The 20,658-nt window shown below is 60.9% G+C and carries 17 protein-coding genes; 6 read left to right on the top strand and 11 right to left on the bottom strand.

All coding sequences use genetic code 11. The features are described from left to right. The first annotated feature begins 41 nt into the window (after positions 1–41). Together ACQ4OE_RS21515 and ACQ4OE_RS21510 are read left to right on the top strand one after the other, a co-directional pair. Positions 42–935 (top strand): LysR family transcriptional regulator, encoded by an 894-nt coding sequence (locus tag ACQ4OE_RS21515; RefSeq protein WP_430947840.1) that lies wholly within the window; start codon positions 42–44, stop codon positions 933–935. 255 nt (positions 936–1,190) lie between these two features. Further along, the gene (locus ACQ4OE_RS21510) at positions 1,191–1,976 is read left to right on the top strand and encodes a DeoR/GlpR family DNA-binding transcription regulator (protein WP_430947839.1); all 786 of its coding nucleotides are present in this window, start codon (positions 1,191–1,193) and stop codon (positions 1,974–1,976) included. Between the two features lie 133 nt (positions 1,977–2,109). Here the strand turns inward: ACQ4OE_RS21510 and ACQ4OE_RS21505 are convergent, their stop codons facing one another. From ACQ4OE_RS21505 to ACQ4OE_RS21485, 5 genes are all read right to left on the bottom strand, one after another. Continuing rightward, a complete protein-coding gene (locus tag ACQ4OE_RS21505; RefSeq protein ID WP_430947838.1) occupies positions 2,110–3,393 on the bottom strand; it encodes an NAD(P)/FAD-dependent oxidoreductase in 1,284 nt (427 codons plus the stop codon). 152 nt (positions 3,394–3,545) lie between these two features. Further along, entirely contained in the window at positions 3,546–4,910 is a 1,365-nt protein-coding gene (locus tag ACQ4OE_RS21500; protein ID WP_430947837.1) for a glutamine synthetase family protein, read from the bottom strand. Between the two features lie 529 nt (positions 4,911–5,439). Then, a complete protein-coding gene (locus ACQ4OE_RS21495) occupies positions 5,440–6,336 on the bottom strand; it encodes a bestrophin family protein (protein WP_430947836.1) in 897 nt (298 codons plus the stop codon). A 37-nt stretch (positions 6,337–6,373) separates the two neighbouring features. Further along, positions 6,374–7,372, bottom strand: coding sequence for a GTP 3',8-cyclase MoaA (gene moaA, locus ACQ4OE_RS21490; protein ID WP_430947835.1), 999 nt, complete (start codon positions 7,370–7,372; stop codon positions 6,374–6,376). A 249-nt stretch (positions 7,373–7,621) separates the two neighbouring features. Continuing rightward, complete coding sequence (locus ACQ4OE_RS21485; protein ID WP_430947834.1) at positions 7,622–8,473, bottom strand: CAP domain-containing protein; 852 nt, start codon at positions 8,471–8,473, stop codon at positions 7,622–7,624. Positions 8,474–8,672: 199 nt separating this feature from the next. On the opposite strand from ACQ4OE_RS21485, the gene ACQ4OE_RS21480 reads away from it, so the two are divergent. Further along, positions 8,673–9,293, top strand: coding sequence for a cell wall hydrolase (locus ACQ4OE_RS21480; RefSeq protein WP_430947833.1), 621 nt, complete (start codon positions 8,673–8,675; stop codon positions 9,291–9,293). Here the strand turns inward: ACQ4OE_RS21480 and ACQ4OE_RS21475 are convergent. Then, positions 9,290–10,177 (bottom strand): LysR family transcriptional regulator, encoded by an 888-nt coding sequence (locus ACQ4OE_RS21475; protein ID WP_430947832.1) that lies wholly within the window; start codon positions 10,175–10,177, stop codon positions 9,290–9,292. The genes ACQ4OE_RS21480 and ACQ4OE_RS21475 overlap by 4 nt on opposite strands. A gap of 103 nt (positions 10,178–10,280) precedes the next feature. On the opposite strand from ACQ4OE_RS21475, the gene ACQ4OE_RS21470 reads away from it, so the two are divergent. Then, positions 10,281–11,693: an MFS transporter gene (locus ACQ4OE_RS21470; protein WP_430947831.1), complete on the top strand. Its 1,413-nt coding sequence runs from the start codon at positions 10,281–10,283 to the stop codon at positions 11,691–11,693. 56 nt (positions 11,694–11,749) lie between these two features. Here ACQ4OE_RS21470 and ACQ4OE_RS21465 read toward each other — a convergent pair whose 3' ends face one another. The 4 genes from ACQ4OE_RS21465 to ACQ4OE_RS21450 form a co-directional block, all read right to left on the bottom strand. Next, a complete protein-coding gene (locus ACQ4OE_RS21465) occupies positions 11,750–13,150 on the bottom strand; it encodes a heavy metal sensor histidine kinase (RefSeq protein WP_430947830.1) in 1,401 nt (466 codons plus the stop codon). Further along, complete coding sequence (locus ACQ4OE_RS21460; protein WP_007918415.1) at positions 13,147–13,818, bottom strand: heavy metal response regulator transcription factor; 672 nt, start codon at positions 13,816–13,818, stop codon at positions 13,147–13,149. Before ACQ4OE_RS21460 ends, ACQ4OE_RS21465 begins: the two co-directional genes overlap by 4 nt. Before the next feature lie 9 nt (positions 13,819–13,827). Next, positions 13,828–14,085, bottom strand: coding sequence for a DUF2790 domain-containing protein (locus ACQ4OE_RS21455; protein WP_122594362.1), 258 nt, complete (start codon positions 14,083–14,085; stop codon positions 13,828–13,830). A gap of 252 nt (positions 14,086–14,337) precedes the next feature. After that, on the bottom strand, positions 14,338–15,051 hold the full coding sequence (locus tag ACQ4OE_RS21450; RefSeq protein ID WP_122594361.1) for a murein L,D-transpeptidase catalytic domain family protein: 714 nt from the start codon (positions 15,049–15,051) through the stop codon (positions 14,338–14,340). A gap of 150 nt (positions 15,052–15,201) precedes the next feature. On the opposite strand from ACQ4OE_RS21450, the gene ACQ4OE_RS21445 reads away from it, so the two are divergent. Together ACQ4OE_RS21445 and glsB are read left to right on the top strand one after the other, a co-directional pair. Continuing rightward, positions 15,202–16,818 (top strand): L,D-transpeptidase family protein, encoded by a 1,617-nt coding sequence (locus ACQ4OE_RS21445; protein ID WP_430947829.1) that lies wholly within the window; start codon positions 15,202–15,204, stop codon positions 16,816–16,818. Between the two features lie 121 nt (positions 16,819–16,939). Continuing rightward, the gene (gene glsB / locus ACQ4OE_RS21440) at positions 16,940–17,848 is read left to right on the top strand and encodes a glutaminase B (protein WP_034152462.1); all 909 of its coding nucleotides are present in this window, start codon (positions 16,940–16,942) and stop codon (positions 17,846–17,848) included. Between the two features lie 186 nt (positions 17,849–18,034). On the opposite strand, the gene acnB is transcribed toward glsB, so the two are convergent. After that, positions 18,035–20,644, bottom strand: a complete 2,610-nt coding sequence (gene acnB, locus ACQ4OE_RS21435; protein WP_064390526.1) for a bifunctional aconitate hydratase 2/2-methylisocitrate dehydratase — start codon at positions 20,642–20,644, stop codon at positions 18,035–18,037. Between the last annotated feature and the right edge of the window lie 14 nt (positions 20,645–20,658).

The following is a 20,658-nucleotide window of genomic DNA, read 5'->3' as shown; positions in this document are numbered from 1 at the left end:
CGGTATATTGGAAATGAATGTCTGATATGTCTGGTATAGCCATGAATAATTTGAGACGGCTGGATATCAATCTGCTGTTGACCCTCGATGTGTTGCTGTCGGAGCACAATGTCACTCGCGCGGCGCAGCGGCTGAACCTGTCGCAGCCTTCGGTGAGTGTGCATCTGGCCAAGTTGCGCGACATTTTTGGCGATCCGCTGCTGTTGCCCGGCCCTCGCGGCATGCGCCCAACCGCGCGGGCCGACGAGTTGCGTGAGCCGTTGCGGGAGGCGTTGGAAGCGCTGGAAAAAGCGGTGGCGCCGGCCAGCGCGTTCGATCCGGCACAAGCGACGCACACCTGGAAAATCGCCGCGACGGATTACGGCGAGTCGACGGTGGTGCTGCCAGCCCTGAGCGGTTTGCGTGAACAGGCGCCGGGCACGCGGCTGGCGATCATCGACATGCTGCCGGCGCAGTTGGTGAAGCAGGCCGAGCAGGGCGTGTTCGATCTGGCGCTGCACATCAGCGAAGACGCGCCGCCCGAACTGCATCGTCGACCGCTGTTCACCGAGCGCTACGTGCTGGCCGGTCGAGTCGGCCATCCCGGTTTGAAGCGCGCGCCAACGCGCAAACAGTTCTGCGCGCTGGAACATGTTTTGGTGTCGCGAGAGGGGGGAGGCTTTTTCGGAGCGACTGACAAGGCGCTGGCCGATGTCGGATTGCAGAGAAAAGTGGTGCTGTCGGTGCCGCACTTTCTGATGGCGATGTCGGTCTTGGCGAGCACCGATCTGGTGGCGATGCTGCCGTCACGTCTGGTGCGCGGCAATCCGGCCCTGCAAGTGGTCGATGCACCGCTGGAAGTGCCTGGCTACGAGATGGCCATGTTCTGGGGCGAACGCTCCCACCGCGATCCGGCGCACAAATGGCTGCGCGAGCATCTGCTGGCGTCGATCTGAGGCGCTGTCAGGCGTGACCGAGGGCCACCGCAAACGACACAACGATCATGCACGCAAACGCAAAATTGAGATTCATGAAGTGTTCATCCTGAGCCGTTTAGAAGTGAGGCCATTTTGAACAGGCTGAATTCAAAGAAAAAATTCGCTTTGTTGATTCCGATGATCGAAACATTTGATACCCGGCGGTTTGTGTTTGGTTGAAGCTTTCGCTAGTCTCGCGCAAACCTGCAACTACAAGCACAAACAGGCATATCCATGCACGATCATTCTGTGGCTGAACTGCCATCCCTGCGTCGCCAGAAAATCCTTTTGCTCCTCGAACGTGACGGCAAGGTCATGGCGTCCGAGTTGAGCCAGCACTTTGCGGTGTCCGAAGACACCATTCGCCGCGACCTCGCCGAACTGGATACCGCAGGCTTGGTGCAGCGCGTCCACGGCGGGGCGTTGCCGCGACCGAAGGATTCCGGCAAGGATTACTTCACGCGGCTGGACGAGACCGATGAGGTGAAAATCCGCTTGGCGCAACGGGCGGCGCAGGAGGTTGAGGACGGGCAGATTGTGCTGTTCGATTCCGGCTCGACCACGTTGCAGGTCGCGCGGTCGTTGCGTGCAGATATCAGCATCACGGCGGTGACGGCTTCACCGATGACGGCGATTGCCCTGTCGGAATTCAAAGGGGTGAAGGTGATTCTCGCCGGCGGCCAGTTGAACCCGCGCACGATGGCGGCGGGTGGGCATGAAGCGTTGCGTTTACTGGCGGGGATCAAGGCGGATCTGGCGATCACCGGCGTCTGCGCGATTCATCCGGAGGTGGGCATTACCTCGGTGCATTTCGATGAAGTGCCGGTGAAGCAGGCGATGCTCGAAGGCGCCGCGCGGGTGATTGCGGTGACGTCGGCGGACAAGCTCGGAGCGGTGGAGCCGTTTGTGGTGGGACCGTGCTCGCGCCTGCAGATGCTGATTACCGAGCGGCATGTGGCGTCGGGGAGTGTTGAAGATTATCGGCGGTTGGGGATTGTGGTCGAGCAGTTGCCGGATTGAGGTTTTGCGGTGGTTTGGATGGCCCCTTCGCGAGCAGGCTCGCTCCCACAGTTGACCGAGTTCTATCTCAGAAACGCGTTCGAATGTGGGAGCGAGCCTGCTCGCGAAGGGGCCGGTACATTCAACACATGTTTCAGCGCAGGCGCTCAAGCATCTGGTAATACCACATCCCGGCAGCCAACAATGGGTTGCCGAGCAAATCCCCCATCGGCACGCGAATGTGCTGGCACTGGGCAAACGTGTCGTACTGTTCCATCTGCCCGGTGATCGCCCGGCTCATGATTTCGCCCATGATGTGCGTCGTCGCGATGCCGTGTCCCGAGTAGCCCTGGCAATACCAGACGTTATCCGAGAGCTTGCCCAGTTGCGGAATGCGGTTGATGACGATGCCCATCGCGCAGCTCCACTGGTAGTCGATCTGCACGCCTTTGAGCGCCGGGAAGGTTTGCTCGATGCACGGGCGCAGTTCGGCGGCGATGTCCCGTGAATCCTTGCCGCTGTAGTTGGCGCCGCCACCGAACAGCAAGCGCCCATCGGCAGTGAGGCGGTAGTAATCGAGAACGAAGCGGCAGTCGTACACCGCGAGATCTTCCGGGTTGATTTGCCGCGCCAGATCGCCCAGCGGCGCGGTGGTGACGATGCCGCCCATGGCCGGGAAAATCTTGCCCTTGAGTTTTTCGGGTTCGAGCTTGTGATAAACGTCGCCGGCCAGCATCACTTGCTTGGCGTCGATCTGCCCGTGAGCGGTGCGCACGCCCGGTGTCTCGCCATGAATGATCTCCAGCACTTCGCTGTTTTCAAAGATCAGCGCACCGAGACTTTCTGCCGCCCGTGCCTCGCCAATGCACAGGTTGAGCGGGTGCAAATGCATGTTGCGAGTGTTCTTGATCGCACCGTGATACAGGTCGCTTTGCAACAGGTCGCGGACTTGGCTGCGGTCGAGCAGGCTGACCTCATCACCCAGTCCGCGACGCACGGCTTCTTCATAATCCTTGCGCAAATCGGCCATGTGGCTGGGCTTGTACGCGGCATGCAAGTGACCGTGTTTTAGATCGCACTGGATGGCGTATTTCTCGACCCGTTGCTTGATGATTTCATGCCCGCGCCAGCGCAGGTGCCAGATGAAGTCATCGACCTGATCGCCGAGTTTCGCGCGCATCTGCTTGCGCATCGCGCCGTCGCCGGAGAGGCTGCCGGTGACCTGGCCGCCATTGCGCCCAGTGGCGCCCCAGCCGATTTTATTGCTCTCGACGATGGCGACTTTCAGGCCTTTTTCGGCCAGCTCCACAGCCGTGGCGACGCCGGTAAAACCGCCGCCGATGATCACCACATCGACGCTGTGCCGACCTTGCAGGGTAGGGTAGTCGGTGTCCTGGTTGAGGGTGGCGGTGTAGTAGGAATTGCAGCGTTCGGTCATGTCAGTGTCCACACTAATTTCGGAAGTCGGAGTGCAATCCCTGTGGGAGCTAGCCCTGCTAGCGATGGGGCCGTATCAGTCACATTGTTGGTGAATGACACACCGCAATCGCCAGCAGGGTTAGCTCCCACAGGGTTCAGAGGGTGCAGTTTTCAGGCTTCGGTCAGATACCACCGCCAATCCTGCTCACCCACTTCAGCCATGAACTGCCGATACTCGGCCCGCTTCACCGCAAGATACACCCCGAGAAATTCCTGCCCCAAGGCATCCCGTGCCCACGCCGATTGCTCCAGCGCCTGCAACGAGGTCAGCCAATCGGTCGGTAACAATTCCTTTGCTTGCGCATAACCATTGCCCTCGACCGGCGCGCCCGGATCAAGGTTTTCGCGAATGCCGCGATGAATGCCAGCCAGAATGGCCGCCGCCGCCAGATACGGGTTGGCATCGGCGCCGCAGATGCGGTGTTCGATGTGTCGAGTGTTCGCCGGGCCGCCCGGAACGCGCAGGCTGACGGTGCGGTTGTCGACGCCCCAGGTCGGCGCCAACGGCGCATAGCTGTTGGCCTGGAAGCGGCGATAGGAGTTGGCGTTCGGGCAGAACAGCAGCAGCGTATCGAGCAACGAAGCGAGCATGCCGCCAATCGCCGTGCGCAGCAGCGGGGTGCCGGCAGGGTCTTCGGAGGCGAACAAGTTGCGCCCGGCACCATCCGCCAGACTGACGTGCATGTGCATGCCGGTGCCGGCCAGATCATCGAACGGTTTGGCCATGAACGTCGCCTGCATGCCGTGCTTGTGCGCCACGGCTTTGACCAGCCGTTTGTAGCGCACCGCTTGGTCCATCGCTTGCAGCGCATCGCCGTGTTCGAGGGTGATTTCCACTTGCCCCGGCGCGTATTCGGAGATCGCCGTGCGTGCCGGAATGCCATGCAGTTTGCACGCGCTGTAGAGGTCGGCGAGGAACGGTTCAATCTGTTCCAGCTCACGCAAACCGTAGACCTGTGTGTGCCGCGGTCGGCCGCCGTCGGCATCCAGCGCCGGTTGCGGGCGGCCGTTGTGATCGCGTTTGGCGTCGAGCAGATAGAACTCCAATTCGCAGGCCATCACCGGGTGAAAACCCTCGGCTTTAAGGCCATCGATAACCTTGATCAACAAGTGTCGTGGGTCGGCGATGCTCGCCGGCATGCCCTCGGTCGGGTGCATGCTGACCTGCACAGCGGCGGTCGGGATCTGCCGCCACGGCAGACGCACCAGGCTGCCCTCCAGTGGATAGGCGCGGCAATCGATATCGCCGACGTCCCAGACCAGACCGGAGTTTTCAACGTCCTCACCTTGCACGGTCAAACCGAGAATGGTGCTTGGCAGCGGGCGACCGCTTTCATACACGGCGAGCAGTTCTTCGCGGTGCAATAGCTTGCCGCGCGGCACGCCGTTGGCGTCGAGGATGAACAACTCGATCATGTCGATATCGGGGTTTTGTTCAAGGAACAGGCGTGCGTCTTCGATGGCTGCAAATTTCATAATCAATCACTCACGATGGCGCCGCACAGGCGCGCAGATTCGAACCGGACACGGCACGGCGATAGGCGTGGCTGTCCTGGCAGGGATGTCAAGAATTGGGAGACTGTCGCGGCTTACTTAACGGACGCGATCAGACGGGCAGGACGATATCCGGCGGGCGTGCGGAGTGACGCAGCTTGGAACGGCGCAGGGCCATGGGGAGATTGACGATACGATTCATGCGCGGCCCCTGTTGCAGAAGGTGCACACAGCGGAGACGTTCAACGATTTTAGTTGTTGTGGTGACGTGCTCATAACGCGTGTTTCCGTTGGCGGAAAACGTCGGTGGCGGAGTGGATGCCGCCAACCGGTGTGCCCGGATAGTAAGGGGGAATCCGCGGGCGTGTAAACGATCAATGTGAATTATCTTGAACACGCCAGCCGTGCTGCCGCTAGCGGTGGGTCAGTCAATGGAGATGCTGGCTGTGCTGGCCATATCGCTAGCAGGGCTAGCTCCCACAGGGTTTTGTGGTGTGTGGGAGAGAGTGGATCAGCTCAGGACATAGTCCACAGGCTTCAGCGCTGGCGGCACTTCTGCGCCGAGTTCAGTGAGGATGTCGCGTTCGATGGTGCGCACCAGTGCATCGGTGGGCAGGTCGTTTTCGTCGCGGCCGAACGGGTCTTCCAGCTCATCGGCAATCGCATCCAGGCCAAAGAACGTGTAGCTGACAATCGCCGTGAACAGCGGCGTCAACCAGCCCAACGGTTCGGCCATGGCGAACGGCAGCAGAATGCAGAACAGGTAAATCGTGCGATGCAACAACAGCGTGTAGGGAAACGGCAGCGGCGTGGTTTTGATCCGTTCGCACACCGCTTGGGCCTGGGTCAGGCTGGTCAGGTGATTGGCCAGCAGCATGTAGCGCCACTCGCTCAGCTCACCGTTCTCATGCAGATCTGAACACTGTCGACCTACCGTTTGCAGAATGCGCCCACTGTAATCCGGCGTCTGCGGATCAGGTTTCGGCGTGATCCATTGGCTGCTCGCGTCGGCTTCGCTTTCCTTGCGCAACCGCGCGTTCAACGCATGGGCAAACCCGCACAGATTCAGCAGCATCGGCTTGCGCTCAGCCGACTCACGAATCACATGGGTTTCGCGAATCACCGAGCGAATCTGCACGATCACTTCGCCCCAGGCCTTGCGCGCCTCGTACCAGCGGTCATAGCAGGCGTTATTGCGAAAATTCATGAAGATCGACAGCGACAAACCGAGCAGGGTAAACGGCGTGGCGTTGACCTTGGTGAAGTTGCTCGGATGGAGGATTTCCACCAGCACGATGGCCGAAGCGAGGAGGGTGACCATCAGCGTGCGCATGGCAATGCGTTTGGCGATCGAACCCTTGAGGGTGAAGAGAATGGCGAACTGATTGACCTTGGGTCTGATGATCATTCTGTGCGGTTCCCATAACCGATGAAAACTGGCGGGATCAGCCGCCCGTCATGTTCATGAAGCGCACGACCTGAACGTCGTCGTTCACTTCGAAATTGTGTCGATACGGCTTGAGTTTCATCGCCTCGATGATGGCTTTCTCCAACCGCTGCGGTTGCCCCGGATGAGCGCGCAGCACCGCTTTCAGGTCCACCGAATGCTCGTTACCCAGACACAATAGCAGGCGACCTTCAACGGTGAGCCGCACGCGATTGCAGGTACCGCAGAAATTGTGACTGTGCGGCGAGATAAACCCCAGGCGAATCTCCGGCGCCTCGGCCAGCCGCCAGTAGCGCGACGGGCCTTGGGTGGATTCCGCCGAGTCAATCAGGGTATAGCGTTCGGCGATCTTGTCGCGCACCTGCGCACTGGAGAAAAACGACTCGGCGCGACTGTGTTCGCTGATGATCCCCAGCGGCATTTCTTCGATGAAGGAGACGTCGAGCTGACGGTCAATCGCGAAGCTGACCAGATCGTTGATCTCTTGATCATTACGGCCCTGCATCACCACGACATTCAGTTTAGTGCGGGTGAAACCGGCCTTGCGCGCGGCATCGATGCCATTGATCACCTGCGCCAGATCGCCGGTGCGGGTCATCTCTTTGAAGCGCTGCGGATCCAGGCTGTCGAGGCTGATGTTCAGGCGCTTGACTCCGGCGTCGAACAGCGGCGCGGCGAGTTTGCCCAATTGCGAGCCATTGGTGGTCATGCACAGTTCGCGCAGGCCGGGCAGGGCGGCGATCTGCTCGCACAACTTGACCACGCCCGGACGGATCAGCGGCTCGCCGCCAGTGAGGCGAATCTTGCGCGTCCCGAGGGCGACGAAGCTCTGCGCCAGTTGATAGATCTCCTCCAGCGTCAGCACTTGTTGGCGCGGCAGAAACTGCATGTCTTCCGCCATGCAATAGACGCAGCGGAAATCGCAGCGGTCGGTCACCGACATGCGCAGATAGTCGACGCGGCGGTTGTAACCATCGATCAAGACGCGCTCTGACAAGAAAGCCTCGCAGGAATGAAAACCGCATTGGGAAGAGTTGGGACAACGTAGGTTATGGGCAACGTTGCATGGCGTCCAATCACTGTTAGTGACTGGCTGATCGACGCCGTCGATGAGACCACCGCCAAACATTGTGGGAGCGAGCCTGCTCGCGAAGGCGTTGGGTCAGTCGATGGAGAGGTTGACTGGCCTCGCCTCATCGCTAGCAGGGCTAGCTCCTACAGGGATTTGTGGTGTGTTGGAGAGTGGTTACTGGGCGCCGAACATGGCGGTCCAGTAGATGCCGGCATTGCTTTTCGGGTCGGTGGTGTAGGCGGCGCCGAGTTCGGTGTATTGCGGGTTCATCAGGTTGGCGCAGTGGCCGGGGCTGGCCAGCCAGCCTTCGACGACTTTGTGCACGGTGTCTTGCCCGGCGGCGATGTTTTCGCCGACCAGTTGGCCGCTGTAACCGGCCAGTTCCGCGCGGTCACCGGGCGTGCGGCCGTCGCGGTCCTTGTGATCGAAGTAGCTGTTGTTGGCCATGTCACGGCTGTGATCCTGAGAGATCGTGCCCAGCGTCGCGTTCCAGGCCAGCGGCGCGGCAGCGGTGAACGCCTGGCCGCCACACTGACGCGCCTGGCTGCGGGCGGTGTTGAGTTCACTCAGCAGCTTTTGCCCTTCACTTTGCGCATCGCCCAGCTTGGCCGACAGCAGCGGCCGCGCCAACACAATGCGCCAGTCACGGTCTTCGCGGCTGACGCCGACGTCGACAAACTGCGGATCGAGCACCACCTGACAGAAACTTTCCTGAATCGCCTTCATTGCCGACGCTGCATCACGCGGGCCATTGAGGGTGATCGCCTGCACATTGACCATCGGGTAACTGGCGCTGGCCATGGCTTGTTGCAGGTCAACGGCACCGCTGGCGCGCAGCCTCAGGCGCGGATCTGCCGACAACGGTGGCAGTTCGTTGGACGCCTGCGAACCGCAGCGCTGCGGCTGGCTGCGGTAGCTGTTGATCGACTCGATCAATTGCGACTCATCGCCGGCCAGCGCCGGAATGGCAAACACAACGCCCACGGACAACGCGGCAAAACGCAAAACGGATGGCATGAAGCGCATGGAAATCTCCCTTGAGCTGAATGCGCCCATGATGCGCGAAAGGCCCCGGGTGGGTGCAATGTCTTTTTCTTCATTCGGCGGTTTTTTCTGCGCAACTTTGTCTGCCGATTTGCCGTCTACACTCACCGAAGGCCCCGGGATCCGGGCGTCTCCCCGACGTAACATCTTGCCCGACTCGGGCGCTGCCGGAAGAACAGACATGGGATTGAAAGGCTTGGCGGGTTGTCTCGTATTGACCTTGTTGGCAGGCTTCGCATGGGCCACCGATCAGGCTCCGATCAAAGCGAAAGCGGAAGAGAAAGCTCAGGTGCTGGAGGAAAAAGCGGCGGACAAAGTCAGCGCCGCCCCCGCGCCGAAAGCCGAAGCGATCACTCCGACCGAAGTGCAGGCGGTCGACCCGGCGGGCGCCGCGCCGCTGGACGACCCGATCACCTGTCTGGCGCGCAGTATTTATTGGGAAGCCAAAGGCAGGGACACCCCGGAAATGGAAGCCGTCGCCAGTGTGGTGATGAATCGCCTTGGCCACGAAGGGTTTCCCGATACGGTCTGTGCGGTGGTCAAACAAGGTTCGGAAACCAAAAGCTGCCAGTTTTCCTGGTGGTGCGATGGCAAGCCGGATCAGGTCAAGGAAGACGCCGAGTACGCCCTGGCCAAGGAAATCGCCGGCAAGGCGTTGAACCGCCAACTCAAGGATCGCAGCAAAGGCGCGCTGTATTTTCATGACCGCAACGTCCATCCGAGCTGGGCCAAGGAATACCGCAAGACCGCCGAGGTCGGCAAATTCCGCTTCTACAAACCGGCGGATGGCGACGCGCGTTAGGCGCAGACTTCCCGCACGCAATTGCGCAACCAACGATGCGCCGGATCAGCGTCCATGCGCGGATGCCAGAGCATGGACACGCTGATGTCCGGCATCGCGAAGGGCAGGGCGAAACTGTGCAGGCCCGTGCGCAGTTTGCTGGTATGACGTTGCGGGACCGTGGCGATCAAATCGGATTCGCGCACCAGGGTCAGCGCCGCTGAGAATCCACCGAACGAGGTGACGATGTCCCGCGTCAGGCCGAGGGCGAGCAGCGCTTCATCGACCGGGCCGCTGCTGCGCCCGCGCCGTGAAATGAGAATGTGCTCGCCGCCGGCAAAGCGCTTGCTGCTGACCTTGCCCGAACTCAACGCATGCCCCTCACGCACTACACCGATCCACTGATCCTGAAACAGGATGCGGCTGTGCAGCGTCGGGTCAGTCGTGTCGTCGACCACGCCGGTTTCCAGATCGACGCGACCCTCGCGCAGCGGCGTGCTGTCCTTGTCGGCTTTCTGCACAAAGCGCAGGCGCACGCCCGGCGCTTCTTCGGCGATGCGCGCGAGCAGGGCGGCGGCAAAGGTTTCGACAAAACCGTCGGTGTTGCGCAGGGTGAAGGTGCGTTGCAAGCGGCCGGGATCGAGTACATCGGCAGGCCGTAACACCGCCTCGGCTTCCTGCACCAGATGGCTGACCCGTTCGCGCAATTCCAATGCACGCGGTGTTGGCACCAAGCCCCGGCCCGCGCGCACCAGCAGCGGATCCCCAGTGGTTTCGCGCAGACGGGCCAGCGCTCGACTCATCGCTGACGGACTCAGGCGTAAATATTTAGCCGCGCGAGCGACACTGCCTTCGCGCAGCAAGACGTCGAGGGTGATCAGCAGGTTCAGATCCGGGGCGCTCATGACATGGCGTTCCATGCAGGTATCGAGTGCAAAGCATGCGTCTTGCGCCGTGTGTTGTCGAGGCTCAGGCTATGGCGGATCACCTTTGCATTGTGAGCCGAACATGCCCGAAGAGTCCCTGAGCACACCCGCCCGCTGGGCGCTGGCCAGTCTGGCCTTGTCGATGCTGATGCCGTCCCTGGACACCAGCATCGCCAACGCCGGGTTGCCGATTCTGGCGACGGCGTTCGAGGCCACGTTCCAGCAGGTGCAGTGGATCGTGCTGGCGTACTTGCTGGCGGTCACCACGTTGATTGTCAGCGTCGGGCGTCTGGGGGATGGCTTGGGCCGGCGGCGCTTGCTGTTGATCGGGATTGGCATTTTCACCAGCGCGTCGTTGGCCTGCGCGCTGGCCCCGGGGCTGGGTTGGCTGATCGGCGCACGGGCGGTGCAAGGTGTCGGCGCGGCGATGATGTTCGCGCTGACGGTTGCGCTGGTGTCCGACGCGGTGCCCAAGTCGCGAGCGGGCAGTGCGATGGGCTTGTTGGCGACGATGTCGGCGACCGGCACCAGCCTTGGGCCGTCGTTGGGTGGGCTGCTGATGACGCATGTTGGCTGGCAGTCGATATTTTTGCTCAACGTGCCACTGGGTTTGCTCAATATCTGCTTGGTGTACCGCTTTCTACCGGCGGATCGAGCGGTCGGCAAGCGGATCGCATTCGATTATGTCGGCACCGCGGTGCTGGTGGTGACCCTGGCGGCCTATGCGCTGGCGATGACGTTGAAAGGCTTCACGCTGGCGTTGTTGCTGGTCAATGGCTGCGCTGCGGCAGTGTTTGTCGCTGTGCAGAAAAGGGTCAAGGCGCCGCTGATTCGCTTGGCGCTGTTCGCTGATCCGCGATTGAGCAGCAGCTTGATGCTGACACTGCTGGTGACCACCGTGATGATGACCACGCTGGTGGTCGGACCGTTTTACCTCAGTCGAGGTTTGGGCCTCAGCAGCGCCATGGTTGGATTGGTGTTGTCGGTCGGGCCGTTGCTGTCGGCGCTGGGCGGCGTGCCGGCCGGGCGTCTGGTGGATCGCTTTGGCGCGCGACGGATCGTACCGGGCGCGTTGTTTGGGATGGCTTGCGGTTGTGGCTTGCTGGCGCTGTTGCCGATGAGCCTCGGACTGGCTGCGTACGTGCTGCCGATCATGCTGATCGCCGCCAGTTACGCGCTGTTTCAGGCCTCCAACAACACCGGGTTGATGGCGGGCGTCAGTGCAGATCAGCGTGGCGTCGTGTCGGCGATGCTAGGTTTGGCGCGCAACCTCGGCTTGATCACGGGCGCGGCGGTGATGGGCGCAGTGTTTGCGTTGGCGGCGGGGGATCCGACCCAGGCACCTGCCGCGGTTATCGGCAGCGGTTTGCACATGACGTTCGCTGTCGCGGTGGCATTGATGCTGATAGCCCTGATCATCAGCCGAGCGCAGTTCAAAGGTGGGAGCGAGCCTGCTCGCGAAGAGGCCGGCACAGCCAACATGACTGGCGACTGACACACTGCTTTCGCGAGCAGGCTCGCTCCTACAGGGGGTTGTGGGGTGTCGGCGATTTATGTTGATTGGCGGGCGGGGAAGAACAGTTCGAAGCAGGTGATGCCATTGGCGCTGCTGACGCTGTACCGGCCTTGATGCAACTGCATGATGGTCGCAACGATCGACAGGCCCAGCCCATTGGATTGCGCCGAGCGTTCGCGGGATTGGTCGACGCGATAGAAGCGTTCGAACAGTCGCGCCAAGTGTTCCGGTGCAATCGTCGCGCCTTGGTTGCGCACCCGCAGATAACTGCCATCCGCCTCGGCAATCGCTTCCACCTGCAACGTCGAATCCGCCGCGCCATACTTGATCGCATTCGCGCACAAATTCGCCAGCGCCCGGCGCAGCAACATCGGCTCAGCCCAGATCACCCCGCTGCCGCGCGCCTCGATGCTCACGCCGACATCCGCCGCCAGGCCTTCAAAATAATCGGCAATCCGCTGCATCTCTTCCGCCGCGTCCAGCTCCTGACGTTGGCTCAAGGCACTCGCCGGATCGGTGCGCGCCAGAAACAGCATGTTGTCGAGCATCCGCGTCAGCCGCTCCAGCTCTTCAACGTTGGAGGCGAGCAACTGCTGATAAGCCTCAATGCTGCGATTCTGATGCAGGGCGACCTGGGTTTCACCGAGCAGGTTGTTGATCGGCGTACGCAGTTCGTGAGCCATGTCAGTGGACACCTGACTCAACTGCGCAAAGCCTTTGGCGAGACGATCGAGCATCGCATTGAACGCTTCGATCATTGGCTGCAATTCGCGCGGCGCACCGCTGCTGTCGAGGCGTTCGCCGAGATTGCCGACGCCGATCCCATGGGCGTGTTTCGCCACACGGCGCAACGGCAGCAAACCGCGATACACCAGCAAACAACCGACCACCGCCAACAACAACGCCGCCAACGATGCGAGGCCGTAAACGCTCAACCGATAATTGGCGAGCATCGCTGTGCGCTCGCTCATCAAGCGTCCGGTGGTCACTTGCAGATTGCCCAGTTCGCCGGAGTCGATCGCCGCAGCCACCGCGGAAAACGGCACACCGTCGACGCTGGGCAAGTGCTGCACATCATTGAGCGTCATCGTATGGTTGATCGGCACGGCCGGCAGCGTCGGCGTTGTCAGATTGCCTGGGTTGACCACCAATAATGGCGGTTGCCCCGGCGCCCCAATCGTCAGCAACGCTTCGCGGTTGCCGAGCATGTTCTGAAACAGCGCCGGTTTGTTCTTGATCAGCTCCAAGGTGTTGCTGTCGTTGAGGAACGTGCGCAATTGATCGACGCGGCTGACCAGCGAAATGTCATCGCGGCGAATCAGTTGCTCCTCCAACTCGCCATACAGTGCCGCACCGAGGCCCGCCAGCGAAGCGAAGGCGAGCAGGGCGAAAACCAGCGCCAGGCGCAACGTCAGGGAATAAGTTTTACCGCTCATGGCTGCGTATCGAAGCGGTAGCCGATGCCGCGCACGCTGTGGATCAGCTTGAGCTGGAACGGGTCATCGATTTTGGCGCGCAAACGGCGCACGGCGACATCGACGACGTTGGTGTCGCTGTCAAAATTCATGTCCCACACCCGCGAGGCAATCAGCGAACGGGCGAGAACTTGGCCGGTGTGCGTGGCGAACAGTTGCAACAGCGCGAATTCCTTGTTGGTCAGGGTGATGCGCACCCCGGCGCGGCTGACCCGGCGCTTGAGCACGTCGATTTGCAGGTCGGCCACTTGCAGCTGCTCGTCCTCATGGATCGGGCCACGACGGGTCAGGGTGCGCAGGCGCGCCACCAGTTCGGCAAAGGAAAACGGTTTGATCAGGTAGTCATCGGCGCCCAGTTCCAGGCCTTTGACGCGGTCGGCGATGTCGTCGCGGGCGGTGAGGAACAGCACCGGCGTGTCGGCTTCCTTGCGCAACCGGCGCAGCACTTCCCAGCCATCCATTTTCGGCATCATCACATCGAGCACGATCACGTCAAAGCTGTGCTCCAGCGCCAAGTGCAGACCATCGGCACCGTCGCGGGCCAGGCTGACGCTGTAGCCCAATTCCTGCAAACCGTTGAGCAGGTAATTGCCGGCCTTTGGCTCGTCTTCGACAACCAGAATATTCATCGCTCAGCCTCAATGGTCATTCGTGCAGCCGCTGCCCTGTACTTCATAGTCCAGCACATGTTTGCGGCCCTGATGGTCGAGGTAATTCAATTGCGCCGGCACCACACCGCACGCTTGTGAAATATCAGTGCTGGACAGAACTTTGTCGACATCCAGATGCACATAGAAGCCGGTTTTGTCATGAATCACCGCGGTCTCGGGCATGTTGGCGGCGAACGCGGAACCGGTGGCGAGGAGGGCGGTGAAGGCGAGCAGAAGGGTTTTCATGGTCAGTCACTCAGTGGTCGGAGTTGATCGGCATTGGCGCCGGAACAACTTCAGGCTACCGAGCGATCCGCACGGTAAACCGACAGCTGAATGACAAAGTTGTAATGAAAAGGGCGGAGACGGTTTAGCTGAAGGAACACTATCCCTGTGGGAGCGAGCCTGCTCGCGAAGGCGGCGGGTCAGGCACTAAAATATTATCTGACATAACGCATTCGCGAGCAGGCTCGCTCCCACAGGGGTATGCGGTGCTTGTCAGCTCGCGTGCGTGCTCAGGATGCTCGCCACCTGCTGCGGCTGGCAATTGAGGTACGGCGAGGACTTCAACCAGCGCTGATCCGGGTACCACGAAAACATGAACTGGCCATTCTTCAGGCGATCAATCACCTGTTTGGCGATCTGCGGACGCACCGCCGGACAGCCCTGGCTGCGGCCGATGCGCCCCTGTTTCTTGCTCCACAGCGGATTCACGTAACTGGCGGCATGAATGACGATGGCGCGATCGCGAGCCATGTCATTGAAACCGGGCTCCAGACCGTCCATGCGCAGCGAATAGCCGTGGGTGCCGCTGTAACTTTCCTGAGTGCGGAACAGACCGAGGCTGGATTGATAACTACCTTCGCGGTTAGAGAACTGTGTGGCGAAGTTTTCCCCGGAATTGGAGCCATGGGCGACCAAATCGCGTAGAACCAACTTCTGTTTGCTCAGGTCGAAAATCCACAAGCGGCGTTCGGTCGACGGTTGCGAATAATCGATGATCGCCAAGTGGCGGGATGGTTTCGCGCCATTGTTGACCGCGCACTGCATGGCGTTCAGTGCACCTTTCAGCGCTTGGGGATTGAGTTCTGGCGCGGCGTGCGCGAGGCTGGTGTAGAGAACCGGCGATAGCTTGCCGGCGGCAAAAACTGGACTGGACACAGCGACAAGGGTCGCGGTAGTCAGCAGAAGTCGGCGCAAAAACGTCAACATTTATAAAGTGTCCTCACTTGCTACTCATTTGGCACTTTGGCTCCTGACTCCCAGTCGTTACCCGCAAGCTCGTCGATCGAACCTGACTGTTCAGCGCACCTGATGTAAGGTTGACCGTCATCTGGACGGCCATGGATTGGAGTAAAGCAGTTGTTCAAAAAGTACGCATGCTACTTGAGCATTTGCCTGCTCGCTGCGCCGTTTGTCGCTTGTGCAGATGAGCCGTTGCCGCCGTTGCAGACGCTGCCAACGCCGCCGGCCGAAATGCCCGTTGAGCCGCAAAGTCCGTTGCAGGCGGTGCTGATCAGCCTGCCGCAGGCATGCCCGGGGATTGGCACTCAGCTCAATGGCCCCGCGCTGACGCAGTTGCAAGCGTTCTATGAGCAGCAGGACTGGATGCCGGTGTGGGCCAGCGAAACCGCACGTTTGCCGGCCTTGCAGGCGCAATTGCAGCTGTTGGCCGACGATGGCCTCAATCCGAAACGCTACCCGGTTGCTGCCGTACCGCCGCAGGACGGCGAGTTGTGCGCCGACATCGAGATCAGTCGCTACTACCTTCAGGCCTTGCAGGATTTGCATTACGGTCGGCTGTTGCAGTCGCATTTCGAACCGCTGTGGCATGCCGACACCGCGCCCCGCGACCGTCAGGCGGAATTACTCGCCATCGCCGTGCCGGGCATGCATGACATCGCGGCGGCGTTCGATCTGGCCCGTCCGCGTCTGGCGCAATATCAGAACCTGCGTCAGTTGTATGCCGCACAACGCCTCAAAGCCTTGCCGCAATGGCAATCGGTCGGCGATGGTCCGTTGCTGCGTCCGTCCATGGAAGACAAACGCGTGCCGCAACTGGCCCAGCGTTTGTTCAACGAAGGCTATCTGACCCACGCCATCGGCACGCCGGACAACGCTTACAGCGGCGTGCTGGTCGAGGCGGTGAAAAGCTTTCAGGCCAATCATTCGTTGCAGGCTGACGGCGTGGTCGGGCCGGGGACGATTGCTGAACTGAATATCAGCCCGTTGACCCGTCGCGAACAGCTGCGGGTCAATCTTGAACGCTTCCGCTGGATGGCCCAGGATTTGGAGCCCGATGGTTTGCTGGTCAACGTTGCCGCTGCCGAGTTGACTCTCTATCAGGGCGGCCAAGCGGTCTGGCAGACGCGCACTCAAGTCGGCCGCGCCGAGCGCCAGACACCGCTGCTCAAATCCCGCGTCACGCGCCTGACCCTGAATCCGACCTGGACCGTGCCGCCGACCATCTGGAAGGAAGACAAGCTGCCGGCGATCCGCAAGGATCAGACCTTCCTCAGTCGCCAGAACCTGCAAGTGCTCGACGCCAATGGTCAGCCCATTGCGGCGGCTGACGTCGATTGGGACAACCCCGGCAATATTCTTTTGCGCCAGGACGCCGGGCCGCGCAATCCGCTGGGACAAATGGTCATCCGCTTTCCCAATCCGTTTTCGGTGTACCTGCACGACACGCCGAGCAAGGCGCTGTTCGACAAAGGCCCGCGCGCGTTCAGCTCCGGTTGCGTGCGGGTCGAGCATCCGCTGCAGTTGCGTGATCTGCTGCTCAGCCCAGCGGAGAAGGCCCGCACCGACACCTTGTTGGCGACTGGCACCACCCACGAATTCCGCCTGTCGGCGCCGGTGCCAATTCTGATGACCTACTGGACGGCGCAGGTCGGCAATGACGGCCACGTGCAGTACGCACCGGACATCTACAGCCGCGACAGTGCCTTGCTCGCCGGACTTGACCGAGCGCACTGACATCCGAAAATAAAGGTCCACCTTGGATTCTGTGGGCCCAAAGTGTGTGATTCGATCCCTCCGTGCAGCGTCTAGCCCCAGTGTCCCCGCAATCCCATGGGGCGAGACTTCGGAACCCGGCATGCAAGCGCTGTTGAACGAGATCCTTGACGCTGTCCGGCCCCTGATCGGGCAAGGCAAGGTGGCTGACTACATTCCTGCCCTCGGCACCGTGCCGGCCAATCAACTGGGCATTGCCGTGTATGGCAACGACGGCGAGATGTATTGCGCCGGCGACGCCGAGACGCCGTTTTCGGTGCAGAGTATTTCCAAAGTGTTCAGCCTCGTGCAGGCCATCGATCATTCCGGTGAGGCGATTTGGGAGCGGCTCGGGCATGAGCCGTCCGGTCAGCCGTTCAACTCGCTGGTGCAACTGGAATTCGAACGTGGCCGCCCGCGCAATCCGTTCATCAACGCCGGCGCGCTGGTGATCTGCGACATCAACCAGTCGCGCTTCGCCGCGCCGACCCTGTCGATGCGTGATTTCGTCCGGCGCCTGTCGGGCAATCCGCAGATCATGATCGACGGCAAGGTTGCCGATTCCGAATACCAGCATCGTGCGCGCAATGCGGCGATGGCCTATCTGATGCAGTCCTTCGGTAATTTTCACAACGATGTCGAAGCGGTGCTGCGCAGCTATTTCAGCCACTGCGCACTGCGCATGAACTGCATCGATCTGGCCCGCGCCTTCTGCTTTCTGGCCAATGACGGTTTCTGCAAGCACAGCGGCGAACAGATCCTGACGCGACGCCAGACCCAACAGGTCAACTCGATCATGGCCACCAGCGGTTTGTATGACGAGGCGGGCAACTTCGCCTACCGCGTTGGCTTGCCGGGAAAGAGTGGGGTCGGCGGCGGGATTGTCGCGGTGGTGCCGGGGCAGTTTACGGTGTGCGTGTGGTCGCCGGAGCTCAATGCTGCCGGGAACTCGCTGGCGGGGATGGCGGCGCTGGAAATGCTCAGTTCCAGGATTGGCTGGTCGGTGTTCTGATCCACGCCATAATCCCAGTGGGCGCGAGCCTGCTCGCGAAAGCGGTCTATCCGTTGATATTGATGCTGGATGACCCAGCGCATTCGCGAGCAGGCTCGCTCCCACATTGAATTTGTGGCGGCTTGCGGGCATAAAAAAAACGCCGCTCATCTCACGATGGGCGGCGTTTTTCATTGCGTTGTAGCGTTAGGCTTGAACGACCGGGATGTTGGCGTTCGCAGCAGCTTCACGGAACTCGGCGATCTGGTCGAAGGACAGGTAGCGGTAGATATCGGCCGCCATGCTGTCGATCTTGCCAGCGTATTCCATGTACTCCTCGACGGTCGGCAGGCGACCCAGGATCGAAGCCACGGACGCCAGCTCAGCCGAAGCCAGGTAGACGTTCGCGCCGTCGCCCAGACGGTTCGGGAAGTTACGAGTGGAAGTGGAAACCACGGTCGCGTTCGGCTCTACACGTGCCTGGTTACCCATGCACAGCGAGCAGCCCGGCATTTCCATGCGCGCGCCAGCCTTGCCGTAGATGCCGTAGTAGCCTTCTTCGGTCAGTTGGTGAGCGTCCATCTTGGTCGGCGGCGACAGCCACAGACGGGTTGGCAGCTGACCTTTGACCTGATCCAGCAGTTTACCGGCAGCGCGGAAGTGACCGATGTTGGTCATGCACGAACCGATGAACACTTCGTCGATCTTCTCGCCAGCAACGCTGGACAGCAGACGGGCGTCGTCCGGATCGTTCGGCGCGCACAGGACAGGCTCGCTGATGTCGGCCAGATCGATTTCGATGACTTCGGCGTATTCGGCGTCGGCATCGGCTTCCATCAGTTCCGGATTGGCAACCCAGGCTTCCATCGCTTGTGCACGACGTTCCAGAGTACGCGCATCGCCGTAGCCTTCGCCGATCATCCAGCGCAGCAGGGTGATGTTGGAGTTCAGGTACTCGGTGATCGACTCTTTCGACAGCTTGATGGTGCAACCGGCAGCCGAACGTTCGGCCGAGGCGTCGGACAGTTCGAACGCCTGCTCCAGGGTCAGACCTTCCAGACCTTCGATTTCCAGGATGCGGCCGGAGAAGGCGTTTTTCTTGCCTTTCTTCTCGACGGTCAGCAGACCGTTCTGGATAGCGAAGTAAGGAATCGCATGAACCAGGTCACGCAGGGTGATGCCAGGTTTCATTTTGCCTTTGAAGCGCACCAGGATCGATTCCGGCATGTCCAGCGGCATAACGCCGGTGGCCGCAGCAAACGCCACCAGACCGGAACCGGCCGGGAACGAAATGCCCATTGGGAAACGGGTGTGCGAGTCACCACCGGTACCGACGGTGTCTGGCAGCAGCATGCGGTTCAGCCACGAGTGGATGATGCCGTCGCCCGGACGCAGGGAAACGCCGCCGCGGGTCATGATGAAGTCAGGCAGGGTGTGGTGGGTGGTCACGTCGATCGGCTTTGGATACGCCGCGGTGTGGCAGAAGGACTGCATCACCAGATCAGCCGAGAAGCCCAGGCACGCCAGGTCTTTCAGTTCGTCACGGGTCATTGGACCGGTGGTGTCCTGAGAACCCACGGTGGTCATTTTCGGTTCGCAGTAGGTGCCAGGACGGATGCCTTTGCCTTCTGCCAGACCGCACGCCTTGCCGACCATTTTCTGCGCCAGGGTGTAACCCTTGGTGCTTTCAATCGGTGCATCAGGCTTTTTGAACAGGTCAAACGGTGGCAGACCCAGTTCGGCGCGAGCCTTCTCGGTCAGGCCACGGCCGATGATCAGCGGGATACGGCCGCCAGCGCGAACTTCGTCCAACAGCACCGGAGTCTTCATTTCGAAGGTGGTCAGGACTTCGTCGGTGCCGTGTTTGCAGACTTTGCCAGCATGCGGGTACAGGTCGATCACGTCGCCCATGTTCATGTTGGACACGTCGAACTCGATTGGCAGTGCGCCGGCATCTTCCATGGTGTTGTAGAAGATCGGAGCGATTTTGCTGCCGAAGCAGAAACCGCCAGCGCGCTTGTTCGGCACGTAAGGAACGTCGTCGCCGAAGAACCACAGCACCGAGTTGGTCGCCGATTTACGCGAGGAACCGGTACCGACCACGTCACCGACGTAGGCGATCGGGAAGCCTTGGCCGCGCATTTCTTCGATCTGCTTCATCGGGCCGATGGCGCCCTGCTGATCAGGAACGATGCCGTCGCGAGCCATTTTCAGCATGGCCAGGGCGTGCAGCGGGATGTCTGGACGCGACCAGGCGTCTGGAGCAGGGGACAGGTCGTCGGTGTTGGTTTCGCCGGTGACCTTGAACACGCGCAGGCTGATCTTGTCTTCCAGCGTCGGGCGGTTTTTGAACCACTCGCCGTCAGCCCAGGATTGCAGCACGGCTTTAGCGTGAGCGTTGCCGTTTTTGGCTTTTTCCGCGACATCGTGGAACGCATCGAACATCAGCAGGGTGTGCTTGAGTTGCGCGGCAGCGACTGGCGCCAGCTCGGCGTCGTCCAGCAGGTCAACCAGAGTCACGATGTTGTAGCCGCCCTGCATGGTGCCGAGCAGTTCTACAGCGCGCTTTTTGTCCAGCAGAGGGGAGGAAACTTCGCCCTTGGCCAATGCAGACAGGAAGCCGGCTTTGACATACGCCGCTTCGTCCACGCCTGGTGGAATGCGATTGGTGATCAGGTCAACGAGAAATTCTTCTTCGCCAGCCGGAGGGTTTTTCAGCAGCTCGACCAGGCCTGCTGTTTGTTCGGCGTTAAGCGGCTGGGGAACGATACCCAGGGCTGCACGCTCTTCGATATGTTTGCGGTAGGCTTCAAGCACAGTTATTACCCTCA

Source organism: Pseudomonas sp. WC2 (genome assembly GCF_050586545.1).
In the GTDB taxonomy this organism is placed as follows: domain Bacteria; phylum Pseudomonadota; class Gammaproteobacteria; order Pseudomonadales; family Pseudomonadaceae; genus Aquipseudomonas.
This window is presented reverse-complemented; position numbering and strand designations above follow the sequence as displayed.

Excerpts from the sequence above, each read along its gene's own strand:
- ACQ4OE_RS21515 (WP_430947840.1), top strand. The coding sequence starts at position 42 with ATGAATAATTTGAGACGGCTGGATATCAATCTGCTGTTGACCCTCGAT.
- ACQ4OE_RS21510 (WP_430947839.1), top strand. The coding sequence starts at position 1,191 with ATGCACGATCATTCTGTGGCTGAACTGCCATCCCTGCGTCGCCAGAAA.
- ACQ4OE_RS21505 (WP_430947838.1), bottom strand. The coding sequence starts at position 3,393 with ATGACCGAACGCTGCAATTCCTACTACACCGCCACCCTCAACCAGGAC.
- ACQ4OE_RS21500 (WP_430947837.1), bottom strand. The coding sequence starts at position 4,910 with ATGAAATTTGCAGCCATCGAAGACGCACGCCTGTTCCTTGAACAAAAC.
- ACQ4OE_RS21495 (WP_430947836.1), bottom strand. The coding sequence starts at position 6,336 with ATGATCATCAGACCCAAGGTCAATCAGTTCGCCATTCTCTTCACCCTC.
- ACQ4OE_RS21485 (WP_430947834.1), bottom strand. The coding sequence starts at position 8,473 with ATGCGCTTCATGCCATCCGTTTTGCGTTTTGCCGCGTTGTCCGTGGGC.
- ACQ4OE_RS21480 (WP_430947833.1), top strand. The coding sequence starts at position 8,673 with ATGGGATTGAAAGGCTTGGCGGGTTGTCTCGTATTGACCTTGTTGGCA.
- ACQ4OE_RS21475 (WP_430947832.1), bottom strand. The coding sequence starts at position 10,177 with ATGAGCGCCCCGGATCTGAACCTGCTGATCACCCTCGACGTCTTGCTG.
- ACQ4OE_RS21470 (WP_430947831.1), top strand. The coding sequence starts at position 10,281 with ATGCCCGAAGAGTCCCTGAGCACACCCGCCCGCTGGGCGCTGGCCAGT.
- ACQ4OE_RS21465 (WP_430947830.1), bottom strand. The coding sequence starts at position 13,150 with ATGAGCGGTAAAACTTATTCCCTGACGTTGCGCCTGGCGCTGGTTTTC.
- ACQ4OE_RS21460 (WP_007918415.1), bottom strand. The coding sequence starts at position 13,818 with ATGAATATTCTGGTTGTCGAAGACGAGCCAAAGGCCGGCAATTACCTG.
- ACQ4OE_RS21455 (WP_122594362.1), bottom strand. The coding sequence starts at position 14,085 with ATGAAAACCCTTCTGCTCGCCTTCACCGCCCTCCTCGCCACCGGTTCC.
- ACQ4OE_RS21450 (WP_122594361.1), bottom strand. The coding sequence starts at position 15,051 with ATGTTGACGTTTTTGCGCCGACTTCTGCTGACTACCGCGACCCTTGTC.
- glsB (WP_034152462.1), top strand. The coding sequence starts at position 16,940 with ATGCAAGCGCTGTTGAACGAGATCCTTGACGCTGTCCGGCCCCTGATC.